General features: G+C 46.1%; 1 protein-coding gene. It reads left to right on the top strand.

Going from position 1 to position 685, the window contains the following annotated elements; all coding sequences use genetic code 11:
* Positions 1 to 685 (top strand): SdrD B-like domain-containing protein (locus tag ACM0OR_RS28330; protein WP_414579733.1); only part of this gene is annotated, 685 nt, incomplete at both ends.

The raw sequence follows: 685 nt of genomic DNA, 5'->3' as shown, positions 1-685 counted from the left end.
GCCCCAGAGGGTTTTGTCTTCTCGACTCCCGACCAAGGTGGCGATGACACATTAGATAGTGATGCCAACTCCGCAGGCTTGACTCAAACCGTAACTTTAACAAGTGGTCAATTCAACAGCACATTGGATGCCGGGTTAGTTGCCCTCGCATCATTAGGAGATTTCGTTTGGCATGACCTGAATGCAGATGGTATTCAAGATGGCAACGAACCAGGAATAGCAGGTGCGACTGTTAACTTGTTGAAAGATGGTGTAGTAGTAGCAACAACCACAACAGATGGTACAGGAAAATACAACTTCACCAATTTAACTCCAGACACAGGATATCAAGTCCAATTCATCACTCCTGCTGGCTTTACACAAACTAGCCCAGTAGATGCAGGTGGCAATGATGCCATTGATAGTGACGGGAATTTAACTGGAGTAGTCACCTTAGCCGCCGGAGAAAATAATCCGACATTAGATTCCGGGTTCTACAACTTGGCATCTTTAGGCGACTTTGTCTTTGCCGACAACAACGCCAACGGTATCCAAGATGCCGGGGATACACCCATTGGGAATGTCACCGTTGAATTAATTCAAAACAACGTAGTCGTTGCCACTACCACTACTAACCCAGATGGCTCATATCTGTTTAATGGTTTAATTCCCGGTGACTATCAAGTCCAATTCACAGCCCCAGAGG

Source organism: Anabaena sp. CCY 9402-a (assembly GCF_963920945.1).
Taxonomy (GTDB): Bacteria; Cyanobacteriota; Cyanobacteriia; order Cyanobacteriales; family Nostocaceae; genus Trichormus; species Trichormus minutissimus.
This window is presented reverse-complemented; position numbering and strand designations above follow the sequence as displayed.